We start from the raw sequence: 16,185 nt of genomic DNA, 5'->3' as shown, positions 1-16,185 counted from the left end.
AGCAGCCGTTGGTGAATCGTGATGCCAAGCAAAGGTTCATTTCATACGCTATTTAGAATACTACTATTTTCAACAAAAATCAAGTATAATCCTCAAATTTCCGAAAAGTAGTGAATCGCTTTGTCTTTATCTTTTTGAATTTGGGAGATTAATTCCTCTATCCCGGAAAATTTCTGTTCATCTCTAATTCTTTCATACCATTCGATATACACTTCTTCGCCATATATTGAAGCATGAAAATCAAAAATATGAACTTCAATTGATAGAGAGTATTCATCAGGATTTTTAAAAGTGGGCTTGTATCCAATATTACATACACCATCAAACCATTTATCATGAATTTTCATTTTAACAGCATACACTCCCACTTTAGGAGTCAGATAGTCGTCGGCTAATTCAATATTGGCAGTAGGAAAGCCTATTTTTCTGCCTCTCTTATCTCCGTGTATGACTGTCCCTTTCATTTTAAACGGTCTCCCCAGGAGTTGATGAACCTTCTTTACGTCCCCATCTTTGAGGCTTCCTCTTATTAAGGTTGAACTTACTTTCAAATCATCGTCTGTCAATTTCGAAATTGTAGTGGATGTAAACATATCCCTGGAGTGGAATGGAAGAGTTTCCATCGTCCCTTTTCCCAACCTTCCATATGAGTAATCGAATCCTGCTACTACATGCAGTGCATTGAGTCCAATAATATATTGATCAACAAAGTCCTGGGGAATCAGACTTGCAAATTCTGATGTAAAACGAACAATAAATAAATAATCTACTCCCAGCTCCTCTATGATTTCTTTCTTATCTTCCAGAGGAGTTATGTAGTGAATATGTTTGTGTTTATGACCCAGTACAACTGAAGGATGGGGATCAAATGTCATGACCGCACTACTCACATTGAGTTCCTTCGCTTTTTTTACTGCTGTCGTGATGACCCTTTGATGTCCTCTATGTACTCCATCGAAGTATCCAAGAGCCATTACAAGGGGAGGAAAATCATTCTTACTAATTGAATGGGGATGATGTACAGTTATTACTTTCACAGTATTTCACCTTTTTCACTAGTCGTTGAAAAGCACCTTAACAGGCTTGATAATCCCAGGTTTGTCCGGATGACGCTGATAGATGGCAATGACCTTGCCATGGTACTCCATCACTACCTCTTTGCTTTCTGGCCAATCCTCAGGCTCTTCTAAGCGTGCTCCGTTCTTCACTTTCTCTGCTAATGTATCACTAATTGCCATTTTCGGCAAATGAGAAAGTCCCATTTCCAACGGGAGAAGAAGTCCCTTTGGGTTTTCATTTTCAACAAACTCTTTTACATCTTCTAAGGTATAACAGTCCTCTTTTCTAAAACTAGCTGATTGCGTACGGGTAAGGGCGGACATATGAGCTGGATATCCAAGTCTTTTTCCAATTTCAACTGCAAGGGTTCTCACATAGGTCCCTTTGCCACAAACTACTTCAAAAGTAAAAGATGGATCATCACTGTCTAATTCATTCCAATTCTCCAGTAATTGAAGATTATGGATATGAACAGTTCTTGATGGTCTGTCTACTTCTATCCCAAGCCTTGCATATTCATATAACCGTTTGCCATTTACCTTTACCGCCGAAAACATTGGAGGCGTTTGAACAATGTCGCCTGTTAAATTTCGGAGTATCTCCTCAACCTCTGCTCTAGTAATCGTGCGGTCCACCTTCTTTTCTTCCACGAGCTCACCCCAGGCATCTTCCGTAGTAGTCGAAAAACCGAGAGTGACTTCCCCTTCATAGGTTTTTCCTGATGCTGTAATGTATTCAGCTATCTTCGTTGCCCTTCCAATACAAATAGGCAGTACGCCAGAAACCTCTGGATCAAGGGTACCTGTATGGCCAACCTTTTTCGTTCTAAGGAGCTTTCTTAATTTAAATACACAATCATGGGACGTCATGCCGCGAGGCTTCCATAAGGGCAGGATTCCATTCATCTTACTACCTCCACTGATATACATTCTGTATTTCACAAATAGAAAACAAAAGGACCGATCCATTGGAATTGTACTTCCGTCCGGATCAGCCCTTTCTAGTTACTCTTCTGTATCTTTAGACTCTTCTGGTTCATCTTGAACTTTTCTTAATAAAGATTCAATATGATTACCATAATCAATCGATTCATCAAACTCAAAAATAATTTCAGGTGTTTTGCGGAGACGGATTCGCTGTCCTACTTCAGAACGGATGAACCCTTTTGCCTTCGCCAGACCTTTAAGCGTGTTTTCTCTTTGGTCTTCTCCACCCAGAACGGTAATATACACTTTTGCCTGTTGTAAATCTCCAGTTACCTGCACATCTGTAACCGTTACAAAGCCAATGCGTGGATCCTTTATTTTTCGTCCGATAATATCGCTGAGCTCTTTCTTCATTTGCTCGCCAACACGATTCGCACGATGGCTCATCAATATCACCTCTTATATATCGTTAATAGTTATATGTTGGAACATAAGCAACTCTCTATAACGACTCGATTTGGGTCTCCAGTCTCTCCCACTCTGGAAAAGAATCAATGAATTTCAATGCATGCTCAATTTCTCTTTCACTGGCTCCTTTAGAAGAAGCGACGGTGACCATGGCAATCCTGGTTCGTTGCCATACATCCTGATGGCCGATTTCAGAGACAGATACATTAAATTTTTGTTTGAGGCGTGACAAGACCCTCTGCAGGACCGCCCGCTTTTCTTTTAAAGAGTGAGAATCATAAATCATACACTCACATTCAACATACGTGATCATTTACGTGTAATTTCCTCCATGATGAAGGCTTCGATAACGTCGCCTTCTTTCACATCATTAAAGTTCTTAATCGTAATACCACATTCGTAGCCTTTGGCTACGTCTTTCGCATCATCCTTAAAGCGTTTAAGGGCATCGAGTTCACCTTCAAAGATAACAATTCCATCACGAATCAGACGAACGCCGCTGTCGCGAGAAATTTTACCTTCTGTTACATAGCTTCCCGCAATCGTACCAACTTTAGACACTTTAAATGTTTGACGAACTTCTGCTTGACCAATGATTTTTTCTTCGAATTCAGGGTCCAGCATCCCTTGCATAGCAGCTTCAATTTCCTCCATTACCTTATAGATAATACGGTGTAATCGAATTTCTACTCCCTCGGTATCAGCCGTACGTTTCGCATTTACATCAGGACGAACATTAAAACCTATAACAATGGCGTTGGACGCTGCTGCCAGTGTAATATCTGATTCGTTAATCGCTCCCACACCAGTATGGATGATACGAATATTTACACCTTCAACTTCAATTTTCAGCAATGAAGCTGCAAGAGCTTCTACTGAACCTTGAACGTCTGCTTTAAGAACAAGGTTCAGGTCCTTCATTTCACCTTGTTTCATTTGTTCAAACAGGTTTTCAAGACTTACTTTAGACTTCTCTCCACGCTGTGCTTGCAGAGCTTGAGATGCACGAGCTTCACCAACAGAACGAGCCGTCTTCTCGTCTTCAAATACAACGAATCGATCTCCTGCTTGAGGAACATCATTTAAACCTGTGATTTCAACAGGGGCAGATGGACCTGCTTCTTTCACACGGCGACCAAGATCATTGACCATTGCACGCACACGACCGAACGTGTTTCCTACAACGATTGGATCTCCAACTTTTAAAGTACCGTTTTGAACAAGTAAAGTCGCTACAGATCCTCGGCCTTTGTCTAATTGTGCCTCAATCACTGTACCTTGTGCAAGACGATTTGGATTCGCTTGAAGCTCTTCCACTTCACTTACAAGGACGATCATTTCAAGTAAATTATCGATACCTTCACCAGATAATGCAGATAGCGGAACGAAGATTGTGTCCCCACCCCACGCTTCAGGAACCAATTCGTATTCAGTCAGTTCTTGCATTACACGATCTGGATTTGCAGCTTCCTTATCCATTTTATTAACGGCAATGATAATCGGAACTTCAGCAGCTTTCGCATGGTTGATTGCTTCAACTGTTTGAGGCATGACACCATCATCAGCAGCTACAACGATGATCGCAATATCCGTTACTTGAGCACCGCGGGCACGCATTGTTGTGAAGGCAGCATGTCCAGGAGTATCAAGGAATGTGATTTTCTTTCCATCTACTTCTACTTGATAAGCACCGATATGCTGAGTGATCCCTCCAGCTTCTCCTGCCGTTACTTTCGTGTTACGGATAGAATCAAGCAGCGTCGTTTTACCATGGTCAACGTGACCCATGATTGTCACAACTGAAGGACGCTCTTCTACTTGCTCTTGTGTATCTTCAGTGAAGTATACTTCAAGATCAGTAGCATCTACTTTGATCTCTTCCTCTACTTCCACTCCATATTCTCCTGCAATCAGCTCAATCGAGTCTTTATCCAACTCTTGGTTGATTGTTGCCATTACACCAAGCATGAATAGTTTTTTAATGATTTCAGATGGCTCTTTGTGAAGCTTTTTCGCAAGCTCTGAAACCGTTAATGACTCAGAGAAAGTGATTTTTGAAGGTAGTTCCTTTTTCTTGGCAGGCTGCTGTTGCTGTGGAGCCTGTTTGAAATTTTTATTTTGCTTATTTTGTTTGTTATTTTTGTTTTTGTTGTTGTTATTATTGAAGACCTTCTTCTCCTTTGACTGGTGCTGTTGTTCGTGTTTTTTTCCTTCACGACTTTTCGGTGCTGATTTTACTTTTTCCTTGTTAGGAGCTTCTTCTGACTTTGATGCACTTGCCTTTGAATCCTTTTGGCCAGGTTTATTCCCTTGACTGCCGGAATTCCCTTTGTACATCGCGTCTAATTTTGTTACTGCGTCGTCTTCTATAGTTGCCATATGGTTTGATACCTCAATATTCAGTTGCTTTAATTTCCCGATAACATCTTTGCTTGAAACATTGTATTTTTTTGCATATTCATAAACACGCGTCTTGCTCATATGTTCACCCCCACTGAGATTCATCGAGCAGTTCGGATAATTTCCCGGCAAAGCCTGCATCCATTATAGCCACCACTACCCTGGCTTCTTTTCCAATGGCCTGACCTAAATCATTTCTGCTATCCACCAAACTAACCGGGACATTGTAGGAATTACATTTGTCCGTGATTTTCTTGTACGTATTAGCAGAAGCATCTTTGGAAAGAATGACAAGTTTTGCTCGTCCATTACGAACTTCTTTAATAACAAGCTCTTCACCTGAAATAATCTTACGTGCCCGATTCGCCAATCCTAAAAGTGACATCCAACGATTTTGGTTCATACGCTAAACGTTACTCCTTCTCCACAAGGCTAATCAATTCATCGTAAAGAGATTCATCTATTTTCGCTTGTAATTGATTGGCTAAAGTATTTTTCTTTTTAGCTTGTAAAATGACGTCTTTATCCTTTGAAAGATAAGCTCCCCGTCCTGATTTCTTACCGGTAGGATCGATGGAAACCTCCCCTTCTTTCGAGCGGACAATCCGGATCATTTCTTTCTTAGGTTTCATTTCACCCGTTGCTACACATTTACGCAATGGTACCTTCTTATTTACACCCATCTTGGTCACCTCTTAATCTTGATTTTCGAAATCAATATTTAAAGGTTCGTTATCATACTCTTCCTCTTCATCCTGAGGCAGGAAGGCATCTTCACGAGGATATAATCCCAGTTCACGTGCATCTGTTTCACTCTTGATATCAATCTTCCAGTTTGTCAATTTCGCTGCAAGGCGAGCGTTTTGACCACGTTTACCGATTGCAAGTGAAAGTTGATAATCCGGAACAACTACCCTTGTTGCTTTATCTTCTTCATTTACCTGTACATCCAGCACTTTAGATGGACTCAGTGCATTGGCTACGAATGTTACAGGATCTTCTGACCATTGAACGATGTCAATTTTTTCACCTTTTAATTCGTTTACAATTGCTTGCACACGCGCACCCTTGGTTCCTACACAAGCACCAACGGGGTCTACCTCTGAATTTTCTGCATGAACAGAGATTTTAGATCGGTCACCGGCTTCACGTGCAACAGATTTGATTTCTACCGTTCCATCAAAGATTTCAGGAACTTCGATTTCAAATAAACGTTTCAGTAATCCGGGGTGTGTTCTTGAAACAAAGATTTGAGGACCTTTTGTCGTCTTCTCAACCTTTGTGATAAACACTTTAATGCGATCATGAGGTTTATAAGTTTCATTGGGCATCTGCTCACTCACAGGTAAAAGTGCCTCAATCTTACCTAATGCCACATAGATAAAGCGATTGTCCTGACGTTGAACGATACCTGTCATGATATCTTCTTCGCGATCCACGAATTCGGAATAGATAATTCCTCTTTCAGCTTCTCTTACTCGTTGAGTCACAACCTGTTTAGCCGTTTGGGCAGCGATTCGGCCAAAGTCCTTTGGTGTAACCTCCAACTCAACAACGTCTCCAACCTCATAGCTAGGGTTGATTTCCCCGGCGTCCTCGACAGAAATCTCAAGGCGGGAATCAAATACTTCGTCTACAACTTCTTTACGAGCGAAGACTCTCATCGTACCCGTTTCAAGGTTAAGGTCTACACGGACATTTTGTGCTTGGTTAAAATTTCGTTTATAAGCCGACACAAGTGCAGCTTCAATTGCTTCAATGATGACATCTCTTGCAATGCCTTTCTCTTTCTCTAAAACAGTAAGAGCATCTAATAACTGAGTGCTCATGGTGGTTTCATCCCCCTTTATAGTGCGGTTAGTTCCTATGAAAATGTAACAGCTAATCGTGCGATAGCTATCTTATCTGTTGGAATTTCAACCTTCTTTTTTCGAGTCTTAATGGTTACTTCCAATGCTAATTGGTCTGAAGTATAGGAAAGAAGTGTGCCTTCGAAGGCCTTTTCACCGTTCAACGGCTCATATGTTTTCACATAAACGTTTTTGCCGATGGCCTTCTCAAAGTCCTTTTCTTTCTTTAAAGGACGTTCAGCGCCCGGTGAAGAAACTTCTAAAAAGTAATTATGAGGAATTGGGTCAATTTCATCCAACTTTTCACTAAGTCTTTCACTTACTATTCCGCATTCTTCAATGTCCACACCTGAATCCTTGTCAATAAATACGCGAAGAAACCAATTGGAACCTTCTTTCACATATTCCATGTCAATGAGTTCTAAAGACATGTCGTCTAAGATTGGTGTAACAAGTTCTTCTACAAGTGTTGTTATTTTGCTCATACTTACCTCCTGGTCTATATGAAAATCTTGCACCAAGACTAGAAATGATAGTTCAAAAAATCTCCATGTAATAACGAAAGAGTGGGGTGCGACCCCACTCTTCTACCTTTAGAGCTATCTTTAGTATTTCCAATAAAAATATACCATAATCAACATTTTTATGCAAACAATTCCCATGGTATCAGCTTAGAATAGAGATAGTTGGTTCTTATCCGGCAAGGCTTCCAAGCAGCCGTGATTATCCAGGTACTCGATAATTGTCTTGGAGACGCGACCTCTTTGTTGAAGATCCTCTTTAGAGAGAAACTCGCCATCTTGTCTTGCATTCACAATATTGATGGCCGCATTCGTCCCGAGCCCGGGAATCGAGTTGAACGGCGGGATCAATGAATCTCCATCTATAACAAATTCAGCCGCTTGTGAACGATACAGATCTACCTTTTGGAATTTGTATCCCCGTTCACACATTTCAAGGGCCAACTCCAATACTGTTAACGTGTTCTTTTCTTTCGGAGATGCATCCAGGCCTTTGCTGTTGATTTCTTCTATCTTAGCTCTGACGGCTTGTGATCCCCTCACCATGGCTTCAATATCGAAATCCTCTGCACGAACGGTGAAGTAAGCAGCATAGTACAAGAGAGCATGATGCACTTTAAAGTAAGCAATACGAACAGCCATTAATACATAGGCAGCTGCATGTGCTTTAGGGAACATATATTTGATCTTCAAACAAGAATCAATATACCAGTCCGGTACCCCATTCTTCTTCATCTCTTCTACCCATTCATCCTGGAGTCCCTTCCCTTTACGTACAAATTCCATGATTTTAAAGGCAAGTGAAGGCTCGAGTCCTTGATAGATGAGATAGACCATAATATCATCACGACAACCGATTACTTCGCTCAGATTACAAATATTATTATGGATAAGCTCTTGCGCATTGCCAAGCCATACATCAGTACCATGCGAAAGACCTGATATTTGAACAAGCTCAGAAAATGTAGTCGGTTTCGTATCCTCAAGCATTTGACGAACAAATCGTGTACCAAATTCCGGGATTCCGAGCGTCCCGGTCTTACACATGATTTGTTCTTCTGTCACTCCGAGCGATTCCGTCCCACTGAAGATTTTCATTACTTCAGGATCATCTGTTGGAATGGTTTTAGGGTCTACACCAGATAAATCTTGAAGCATGCGAATCACGGTTGGATCATCGTGCCCCAGGATATCAAGCTTTAAGAGATTATCATGAATAGAATGGAAATCAAAATGTGTTGTTTTCCATTCCGAGCTTGAATCGTCAGCAGGAAATTGGATAGGGGAGAAATCGTAGATATCCATATAGTCAGGGACTACAATGATACCTCCAGGATGCTGACCAGTTGTCCTTTTTACTCCGGTACACCCGCTTACCAATCGATCGATTTCCGCTCCGCGGATTTGCAGCTGATGGTCATTCGCGTACCCTTTTACATACCCGTAGGCGGTCTTTTCTGCCACTGTACCGATTGTACCCGCTCGATAAACATTGTCTTCACCGAACAAAACCTTCGTATAGTTATGAGCATTAGGCTGATATTCACCTGAAAAGTTCAAATCGATATCAGGGACTTTGTCTCCTTTAAATCCAAGGAATGTTTCAAAGGGAATATCATGACCATCCTTTTTATAAGGAATTCCACATTCAGGACAATCTTTATTAGGCAAATCAAACCCGGACCCTACCGATCCATCATCAAAGAACTCAGATTTCTTGCAAGATGGACATACATAGTGGGGAGGTAAAGGATTTACTTCCGTTATTTCTGTCATCGTGGCTACAAAAGAAGATCCTACTGATCCACGGGATCCTACAAGGTACCCATCATCCAATGACTTTTTCACGAGCTTATGTGAAATTAAATAGATGACTGCGAATCCATGCCCTATAATACTCTTTAATTCCTTTTCCAGCCTCGCTTCTACAATTTCAGGAAGCTCTTCTCCGTAAATGTTTTTTGCCATGGAATAACTCATGCGCCGCATTTCTTCATCTGCCCCTTCAATTTTAGGCGTATAAAGATCATCTCTGATTGGTTTAATTACGTCTACGAGATCGGCTATTTTATTGGAGTTATCCACAACAATTTCTTTCGCTTTTTCTTTCCCTAAGAAAGAGAATGCATCCAGCATCTCATTCGTTGTTCTAAAATGAACATCAGGAAGTTCATGTCGGTTTAACGGATTCGCACCGCCTTGAGAACCGACGAGAATCTTCCGGTAAATCTTGTCGTTCTCATTTAAGTAATGTACGTTACCGGTAGCCACTACAGGCTTATTCAATTTCTTACCAAGATCCACAATGTTTTTTATGATATCTTCTAGGTTCTTCTGACTTTGCACCAAATCCAACTCTATTAAATGCTGATATACTTCTTTTGGATGAACTTCCAGGTAATCATAGAATTGAGCCGTTTCCTCAACTTCTTCTTTCCCTTTTTGCATCATCCCTTCGAACACTTCGCCCTTATCACAGCCTGAACCAACAAGAATTCCCGTGCGATATTTTTGAAGCTGAGATCGGGGAATGCGCGGGACACGGAAAAAATAATTCATGTGAGATATGGATACTAGTTTATAAAGGTTCTTTAAACCTTCTTCCGTTTGAGCAATCAGTGTACAGTGATATGGTCTTGACCGCTTGTACGCATCGCCTTTCCCCATATAATCATTGAATTGATTATGATTGGTGATTCCTTTTTCGACGGCATCTTTCAGCATTTTCAATAACAGGTATCCAGTTGTTTCCGCATCATATATGGCTCGGTGATGCTGGGTCAGTTCAATATCAAATTTCTTGGCTAACGTATTTAAACGATGGTTTTTGAATTGAGGATACAATAGTCTGGCAAGCTCCAGCGTATCGATGACAGGGTTAGTCGCTTTAGGGAGTCCTGCTTTCTGATACCCTGCATTCAAGAACCCCATATCAAAGGAAGCATTATGAGCAACTAATATATCTTCTCCTACCCATTTATGATAGTCGTGAAGAACATCGTTTATTTCAGGTGCCGTTTGCACCATATCATCTGTGATCCCCGTTAATTCAATGGTAGTAGCGGATAATGGATGATGAGGGTTGGCAAACGATTCAAATTTATCAATGACCTCACCATTCTTGATTTTCACCGCGGCAAGTTCAATGACGGTATCGTAAACTGCCGAAAGTCCAGTCGTCTCAACGTCAAAGACAATAAATGTACTATCTTCTAAAGGAAGATCCCGGTCGTTATAGGCAATTGGTACTCCATCATCTACAAGATTAGCCTCTACTCCATATAGCAGTTTAATATCGTTCTTCTTGCTTGCGCTATACGCCTCAGGGAACGATTGTGCAACGGCATGATCTGTGATGGCAACCGCTTTATGACCCCATTTTTTTGCTTGAGACACTAAACTTGATACGGAAGATACAGCATCCATCTGACTCATGGGTGTGTGCATGTGAAGCTCTACCCTTTTCTCATCGGCAGGGGCTGTATCAAGTCTCAGAACAGGTTTGATTTCGTTTACATCATTGGCAATCATCACAAGGTCACGCACGAACGTATCATTTTGAATACTTCCACGGCATCGAACCCACATACCTTTTTTCATAATGTTCATAATTGCAGCGTCCTCTTTATCCCTCGAGAACATTTTGACCAGGATCGAACTGGAGTAATCCGTTACTTTAAACGTTAGTAATGTACGACCGCTTCGTAATTCACGTGTTTCACAATCAAAGACATATCCTTCGATAGCGATTCTTCGTTCCTCATCGTAAATTTCTTCAATCTTCCGGAAGTCAGCATCATCTTTAATTGTAAGACCAAGCATGAATGGACCACTAGGTGCATCACTTGCTTCCTCTTTTTCAGCCTTTTCCATTTCAATAAGAGCCTGTTTCGCTCTTTCTTGATCTTCTTTAAGCTTTTCTTCTAAAAATTTCTCATACTCATTGCTCTGTTCCTCGACCTGACTAACTTCTGCATCCAGAACCAGTTTAGGGAAGCCGAAGTTCTCGAAGGTAGAGGTGATCATGTCACCATATTTTCTCTTTAACTGAGTTGCTTCTGTATCATTGGATGCCTGAACAATGATTTTGTTTCCATTGATTTTTGGCTTTTGAGTATTTAATAATTTTAATAATGGCGGTGATATCCCTTGGATTTCTTTCACACAGTCCTGCCAATAATCTAAAATATGCTGTTCTGTGATTTGGGTATTCAACACTTTAATGGTAAATCCCACGTTTGCAATATGTTTAAAGGATGTTTGCAGTGAAATTGAGAATTTACTCCACACGTTACACGGAATGATCTCCTCAAAAGTAAAGTAAAAATGCCACTTCTTCTCCTTGCGAAACACCGCTAGTTTTTCAATTTCAGCGTTTTGAAAGTACTTTACAAAGGCATCCTCTGTTAACCCTAATTGCTTTAGCAACAGTTGGAACCTTTCTCTTTTGCCCAGGGGCTTTTCTTCCATGATTCTTTTCCCCCATTTCTAATCGTGTTATTTACAGTAGAAAAAGGGCTGACAGCTAAGGATTGCCTCCTTCAAAGTCGAGCCCTTTTATGTTTAAGAAAGAGTCTTGAATAGTTCTTGGAGCTTTGGTAGAAGCTCGTCTTTGTGCACTTCCAGCATATCTCCTGATTTTCTTACTTTTATTTCAACGATGCCTTCCCCTGCTTTCTTCCCGACTGTTATACGAATAGGAAGTCCTATCAGGTCTGAATCGGCGAATTTAACACCTGGACGCTCAGCCCGGTCATCCATTAATACATCATAACGATTTTCCTTTAATGAGTCATATAATTCGTTTGCGAGTTTTGACTGTGCGTCATCCTTCATATTAATTGGAATTAAGTGAAGGTCATAAGGTGAAAGGTTCGTTGGCCAAACCAGACCATTACCATCATTAAATTGCTCTGCAACCGCTGCAAGGGTACGTGATACACCAATGCCATAGCAGCCCATGATGATTGATTGAGATCGGCCATTTTCATCTAAGAATGAGCTACCTAAAGCATCTGAATATCTTGTCCCCAATTTGAATACATGTCCCACTTCAATTCCTTTTGCGAAAACGATCTTACCATTTCCGTCTGGTGAAGGGTCACCTTCTTGAATAAAGCGAAGATCAGCATATTGAGAAACCTCAAAATCACGTTCAGGATTCACGTTTATGAAATGGTATCCTCCTTCGTTTGCTCCGGTAACGCTGTTGCGGAGGTATTTAACTGCGTGATCGGCAACAACTCTTACCTCTTTATCCAATGAGCAAGGTCCAATCGATCCGATTTCACATCCGATGAACTCTTTCGTTTCTTCTGCAGTCGCTAATTCAACCACACTTGCATTCAAAAGGTTCTTCACTTTAATATCATTAATTTCGTGATCACCACGAGATAATACCAGTACGTAATCATCATCTACTTTAAATAGCAGCGACTTAATGCACTGAGCTTTCTCCATGGATAGGAAAGAGGATACTTCATCAATCGATTTACTATCTGGTGTTGAAACCTTTTCCAGATCAAGCATATCTTCATCCGATTTCTGATAGGAGTCAACCACTTCTGCCATTTCTATATTCGCTGCATAATCGGATGTATCGGAGTATGCAATCGTATCTTCTCCGACTTCAGATAACACCATAAATTCATGCGTATCCTTGCCACCCATCGCTCCAGAGTCGGCGATAACTGCTCTGAAATTAAGCCCGCATCGGCTGAATATATTTGAATACGCTTGAAATAACGCATCGTATGTCTCGTCCAGGCTTTCAAAGGAAGAATGAAATGAGTAGGCATCCTTCATAATGAACTCTCTTCCTCTAAGAAGACCAAAACGTGGACGCTTTTCATCACGGAATTTAGTCTGAATTTGATACATCGTAAGGGGCAGACGCTTATACGATTTAATTTCGTCCCTGACTAAACTTGTAATCACTTCCTCATGTGTGGCTCCAAGGGCAAATTCGCGATCATGGCGATCATTCATTCGCATTAATTCTGGACCATACGTTCCCCAACGTCCTGATTCTTTCCAGAGCTCAGAAGGTTGAAGAGCAGGCATAAGCATTTCGACAGCCCCCGCTGCATCCAGTTCTTCACGAATAATCTCTTCTACTTTTTTTAAAACTTTATTCCCCAATGGCAAAAAGCTATAAATACCACTGGCATTTTGTCTTATAAATCCTGCACGCAAGAGAAGCTGATGGCTCTTAATTTCTGCATCAGCCGGAGTTTCTCTAAGTGTAGGGATGAATGTATTACGTTGCTTCATCTATTAGCACCTCAGTTACCATATAAATTATTTATGTAGTGTGGGAATTTCCTTCTCACTATTTTATCTTAAATTAACAGGCAGTAACACCCTCATTTTTTTTATTCTGGAGGGAGAAACTGCCTGTTCATGATTCATACGTTAAATTTTATAAGAAAAATCGTTGAATGTCATTCCATGTAACAACGAGCATCAGAACCATGAGGAGGGCAAACCCGACAAAATGGACCATTCCTTCCATTTGGCGATCCACTGGCTTTCCTCTTACCGCTTCAACAGCGAAGAAAAGAAGTCTGCCTCCGTCAAGGGCAGGGATTGGCAGAAGGTTCATAATACCCAGGTTGATACTTAAGATGGCCGCCCATCTCATCAGGTAGTATATACCTGATTTAGCCACAACATCTGTTGACTGATAGATTCCGACCGGTCCTGATAAAGCATCGATTGAGAACTCACCGGACACAAGCTTTCCTAGTAGAACAAAAATCATTTTGGTCCATTCATAGGTTTGTTGTGCACTATTGGTCACCACTTTGAGAGGGGACTTTTCAACAGGGCTATGAACTCCAATGATCCCTATTTCTTCCCCTTCTATTTCTTGAGGCTTAGGTGTGACAGGAATCTCAGTGTTAGAGCCATTACGATCCACATTAAATCTCAGCTCATCCCCTGGGTGTTTCTGTATGATTGTAACAATATCTTCCCATGTTGAAATCTCTTTACCGTCTATACTTAAAACAACGTCATTTTCCTGAAGGCCAGCTTCTTTGGCTGCCCCGTCTTCTGTCAGTTCGCCCAGAACGGGATCATTCGTTGGAACCCCTTGCAATAGACCCACAAGGATGAAAATGAAGAAGGCTAGAATAAAGTTAAAAAGAGGGCCTGCAAAAATGGCCATGGCTCTTTGAGGCAGAGATTTAGACGCAAATTGCCGATCCCAAGGTGCAATTTGTGTTTCCACTCCATCTTCAATGAACACCGCATCCCTGGAGATCGAGAAGGTTTTCAGTTCCTCCTCATCTTCCTCGTATCCACGAATATGTAGTCTATGCTCTAAATCTGCTTCTTCTACTTCAATGACACGAATGTTCGGATATCGATCTTTGTTATTCAAGACAATTTTTCTTATATTTTCATCCTGATCGAGTACAAGACCAACCCGATGTCCAGCCTTTAACTCGACCATTTCCGGATCTTCCCCGGCCATCCGCACAAAGCCCCCAAGAGGCAGTAAGCGAATCGTATAGGTTGTTTCATCCTTTTTGTAAGAAAACACTTTAGGACCAAATCCAATGGCGAATTCACGGCATAGGATGCCTGCACGCTTAGCAAAAATTAAATGTCCAAGCTCATGGAAAAAGACTAAAGCTCCAAAAATAACAACAAAGGCAATCACCGTTTGCAAATAAAAAACCACCTTTTTTATAACCTGTCGGTAACAGATCTAAATGTTTAAAGTCCAGGCAAACACGTCCACTATCATACTACGTTACAGATCATGTAAACATGCCCAAGTACTCTACAACCAACTTGAAACGAGTTGTCGAGTCTGTCGATCAATCTCATGTATGGTTTCAAGGTCAGGTCTATGTATCACTTGATGGGAATTCAAGGCCTTTTCAATATACGTTTCAATATCAAGGAATGATATTTTATTATCCAGGAACAAGGCAACAGCCGCTTCATTTGCAGCATTTAAAACAGTTGTCATACTACCGCCAATCCGACCAGCTTCATATGCAAATGCCAGACATCGGAATCGATTTAAATCCATTTTCTCAAAATGAAGCTTACCCATTTCAACTAAGTCCAATCTATTACCTGGTCTTCGAAACCTGTCCGGATATGTTAAAGCATATTGAATCGGCACACGCATATCAGGTGTCCCCAATTGAGCCATCACAGATGAATCATGGAATTGAATCATCGAGTGGATGATGCTTTCCCTATGTTGTACAACATCAATTTGATCATAAGGAATATCAAATAACCAATGTGCTTCAATAACCTCTAATCCCTTGTTCATCATAGAAGCAGAGTCGATGGTGATCTTCGCTCCCATTGACCAGTTAGGATGATTCAGAGCCTCTTTAACCGTGACACCAACTAATTCTTCTCTCGTACGGTCTCTAAAGCTGCCCCCGGAAGCTGTAATGATCAATTTTTCAATGTTCTTATCTTGTTCTCCCTGGAGAGCCTGGAAGATAGCAGAATGTTCACTATCAACAGGTAATAGAGTGCTGCCCTTTTTCCGGGCCGCTTCCATCACCAGGTGTCCAGCTGTTACAAGAGTTTCCTTATTGGCGATGGCTATCATTTTTCCTGCCTCTATGGCCTGCAGTGTAGGATAGAGTCCCACACTTCCCAGCACTGCATTAACGAGTATGTCAGCTTCCTGATGACAGGCCACCTCCACAAGACCTTCTTCCCCATACAGGACCTTAATGGAAGAAGGTACCTCTTTGGCTAATAATTCAGCATCTTCTTTATTCTGAACAGAAACCAACTGAGGATTGAATTCTCCAATCACTTTTCTTGCTTCTTCTATATTTCTGCCAACAGACATAGCTGTCAGTTTGAATTCTTCAGGATGCTCCCGAATTACATCAAGGGATTGTGTTCCAATAGAACCCGTAGCCCCCATTAAGCTGATCTTTTTCAATACTACACTCCTCCCGCTAGAAGCCT

General features: G+C 41.2%; 13 protein-coding genes. All 13 read right to left on the bottom strand.

The window, feature by feature from the left end:
- Positions 1-92: 92 nt before the first annotated feature.
- The 13 genes from ribF to Q1B03_RS10095 all read right to left on the bottom strand — a co-directional run bounded on the left by ribF (position 93) and on the right by Q1B03_RS10095 (position 16,159).
- A complete protein-coding gene (gene ribF / locus Q1B03_RS10155; protein ID WP_299740938.1) occupies positions 93-1,037 on the bottom strand; it encodes a bifunctional riboflavin kinase/FAD synthetase in 945 nt (314 codons plus the stop codon).
- An 18-nt stretch (positions 1,038-1,055) separates the two neighbouring features.
- The gene (gene truB, locus Q1B03_RS10150) at positions 1,056-1,964 is read right to left on the bottom strand and encodes a tRNA pseudouridine(55) synthase TruB (protein ID WP_299740936.1); all 909 of its coding nucleotides are present in this window, start codon (positions 1,962-1,964) and stop codon (positions 1,056-1,058) included.
- A gap of 99 nt (positions 1,965-2,063) precedes the next feature.
- Positions 2,064-2,432, bottom strand: coding sequence for a 30S ribosome-binding factor RbfA (rbfA, locus tag Q1B03_RS10145; protein WP_044337361.1), 369 nt, complete (start codon positions 2,430-2,432; stop codon positions 2,064-2,066).
- A 55-nt stretch (positions 2,433-2,487) separates the two neighbouring features.
- Entirely contained in the window at positions 2,488-2,766 is a 279-nt protein-coding gene (locus Q1B03_RS10140) for a DUF503 domain-containing protein (RefSeq protein WP_299740933.1), read from the bottom strand.
- On the bottom strand, positions 2,763-4,934 hold the full coding sequence (infB, locus tag Q1B03_RS10135; protein WP_299740931.1) for a translation initiation factor IF-2: 2,172 nt from the start codon (positions 4,932-4,934) through the stop codon (positions 2,763-2,765). Before infB ends, Q1B03_RS10140 begins: the two co-directional genes overlap by 4 nt.
- A 4-nt stretch (positions 4,935-4,938) precedes the next feature.
- Positions 4,939-5,256, bottom strand: coding sequence for a YlxQ family RNA-binding protein (locus tag Q1B03_RS10130; RefSeq protein WP_299740929.1), 318 nt, complete (start codon positions 5,254-5,256; stop codon positions 4,939-4,941).
- A gap of 10 nt (positions 5,257-5,266) precedes the next feature.
- On the bottom strand, positions 5,267-5,536 hold the full coding sequence (locus Q1B03_RS10125) for an RNase P modulator RnpM (RefSeq protein WP_299740927.1): 270 nt from the start codon (positions 5,534-5,536) through the stop codon (positions 5,267-5,269).
- A gap of 12 nt (positions 5,537-5,548) precedes the next feature.
- On the bottom strand, positions 5,549-6,682 hold the full coding sequence (nusA, locus tag Q1B03_RS10120; RefSeq protein ID WP_299740924.1) for a transcription termination factor NusA: 1,134 nt from the start codon (positions 6,680-6,682) through the stop codon (positions 5,549-5,551).
- Between the two features lie 35 nt (positions 6,683-6,717).
- Positions 6,718-7,188 (bottom strand): ribosome maturation factor RimP, encoded by a 471-nt coding sequence (gene rimP / locus Q1B03_RS10115; protein ID WP_113968189.1) that lies wholly within the window; start codon positions 7,186-7,188, stop codon positions 6,718-6,720.
- A 186-nt stretch (positions 7,189-7,374) separates the two neighbouring features.
- On the bottom strand, positions 7,375-11,694 hold the full coding sequence (locus tag Q1B03_RS10110) for a PolC-type DNA polymerase III (RefSeq protein ID WP_299740919.1): 4,320 nt from the start codon (positions 11,692-11,694) through the stop codon (positions 7,375-7,377).
- 93 nt (positions 11,695-11,787) lie between these two features.
- On the bottom strand, positions 11,788-13,497 hold the full coding sequence (locus Q1B03_RS10105; protein WP_299740917.1) for a proline--tRNA ligase: 1,710 nt from the start codon (positions 13,495-13,497) through the stop codon (positions 11,788-11,790).
- Positions 13,498-13,645: 148 nt separating this feature from the next.
- Positions 13,646-14,902: an RIP metalloprotease RseP gene (gene rseP, locus Q1B03_RS10100; RefSeq protein ID WP_299740915.1), complete on the bottom strand. Its 1,257-nt coding sequence runs from the start codon at positions 14,900-14,902 to the stop codon at positions 13,646-13,648.
- A gap of 114 nt (positions 14,903-15,016) precedes the next feature.
- Positions 15,017-16,159, bottom strand: a complete 1,143-nt coding sequence (locus tag Q1B03_RS10095) for a 1-deoxy-D-xylulose-5-phosphate reductoisomerase (protein WP_299740913.1) — start codon at positions 16,157-16,159, stop codon at positions 15,017-15,019.
- Positions 16,160-16,185: the final 26 nt, after the last annotated feature.

Origin of the sequence: uncultured Rossellomorea sp. (assembly GCF_947488365.1) — a bacterium.
Classification (GTDB): Bacteria; Bacillota; Bacilli; order Bacillales; family Bacillaceae_B; genus Rossellomorea.
The sequence above is the reverse complement of the archived record's forward strand: the minus strand, read 5'-3'. Positions and strand labels throughout refer to the sequence as shown.

What these genes read in the sequence shown, in the direction of transcription:
- nusA (WP_299740924.1), bottom strand. Translation starts at nt 6,682, where the DNA reads ATGAGCACTCAGTTATTAGATGCTCTTACTGTTTTAGAGAAAGAGAAA.
- Q1B03_RS10125 (WP_299740927.1), bottom strand. Translation starts at nt 5,536, where the DNA reads ATGGGTGTAAATAAGAAGGTACCATTGCGTAAATGTGTAGCAACGGGT.
- Q1B03_RS10130 (WP_299740929.1), bottom strand. Translation starts at nt 5,256, where the DNA reads ATGAACCAAAATCGTTGGATGTCACTTTTAGGATTGGCGAATCGGGCA.
- truB (WP_299740936.1), bottom strand. Translation starts at nt 1,964, where the DNA reads ATGAATGGAATCCTGCCCTTATGGAAGCCTCGCGGCATGACGTCCCAT.
- Q1B03_RS10105 (WP_299740917.1), bottom strand. Translation starts at nt 13,497, where the DNA reads ATGAAGCAACGTAATACATTCATCCCTACACTTAGAGAAACTCCGGCT.
- Q1B03_RS10110 (WP_299740919.1), bottom strand. Translation starts at nt 11,694, where the DNA reads ATGGAAGAAAAGCCCCTGGGCAAAAGAGAAAGGTTCCAACTGTTGCTA.
- rimP (WP_113968189.1), bottom strand. Translation starts at nt 7,188, where the DNA reads ATGAGCAAAATAACAACACTTGTAGAAGAACTTGTTACACCAATCTTA.
- rbfA (WP_044337361.1), bottom strand. Translation starts at nt 2,432, where the DNA reads ATGAGCCATCGTGCGAATCGTGTTGGCGAGCAAATGAAGAAAGAGCTC.
- Q1B03_RS10140 (WP_299740933.1), bottom strand. Translation starts at nt 2,766, where the DNA reads ATGATCACGTATGTTGAATGTGAGTGTATGATTTATGATTCTCACTCT.
- infB (WP_299740931.1), bottom strand. Translation starts at nt 4,934, where the DNA reads ATGAGCAAGACGCGTGTTTATGAATATGCAAAAAAATACAATGTTTCA.